Origin of the sequence: Stenotrophomonas sp. SMYL11, from assembly GCF_036320005.1 — a bacterium.
In the GTDB taxonomy this organism is placed as follows: Bacteria; Pseudomonadota; Gammaproteobacteria; order Xanthomonadales; family Xanthomonadaceae; genus Stenotrophomonas; species Stenotrophomonas maltophilia_A.
Map to the genome: position 1 here is coordinate 1 of NZ_JAWIRS010000031.1, position 639 is coordinate 639.

Genomic DNA, 639 nt, shown 5'->3' on the forward strand with positions numbered 1-639 from the left:
GGGGTACTTCGTGATTGTTGCCTTCTGCGGCGCATGCTGGATCGCGTTCGAGGGCGTGTGATGAGGCGAATCCTGCTACTCCTGTTCGTACTTGTGCCATCGGTGGCTTATGCGATCGATCAAGGTGAGGCGACAGAGCAAGCAATCAGCAATATTCGGCAGTCGTGTAGCGGAACTGTTGCCGGTGCCGCGATTGACTCGGGCACCATAGGGTTGATCGTGGGCCCCGGTAGCGTGAACGCGTTTGGTAACTGCCTCTTTCCAAACGGCGGATTCCAGGGTCGTCATAGTTCCACTGTCGCATACGATCAATCCTGTCAAGCTCGAGGCACAAAGACCACGCCATTTTTCCCGCCCTCTGGCTCCGTCTCATGTAGTCGTGGTTGTGAGGTCAAGTACGCAGACAACGGCGATGACACGACGTCTTATTGGAGCACCGGCCAAAGCTGTAACGAAAAGCCGGATTGCACTAAGCAGGGCGGCAATATGATTTGGAATGGCGCGCTGAAGGTTTGCCAGCCCGTGGAGCCTGAGTGTCCCGAAGGCAAGGTTAAGGTTGGCAACGCATGTACGGATGAGAAGCCCTGTCCCGATGGCATGGCGCTGGTAAACGGCTCCTGCAAGAAGAAGGACGAAGAG

General features: G+C 56.2%; 1 pseudogene. It reads left to right on the forward strand.

What is annotated here, in order from left to right:
* Positions 1 to 60 precede the first annotated feature (60 nt).
* Positions 61 to 639 (forward strand): annotated as a pseudogene (locus tag V3B46_RS21685) (hypothetical protein); the annotation flags it as partial.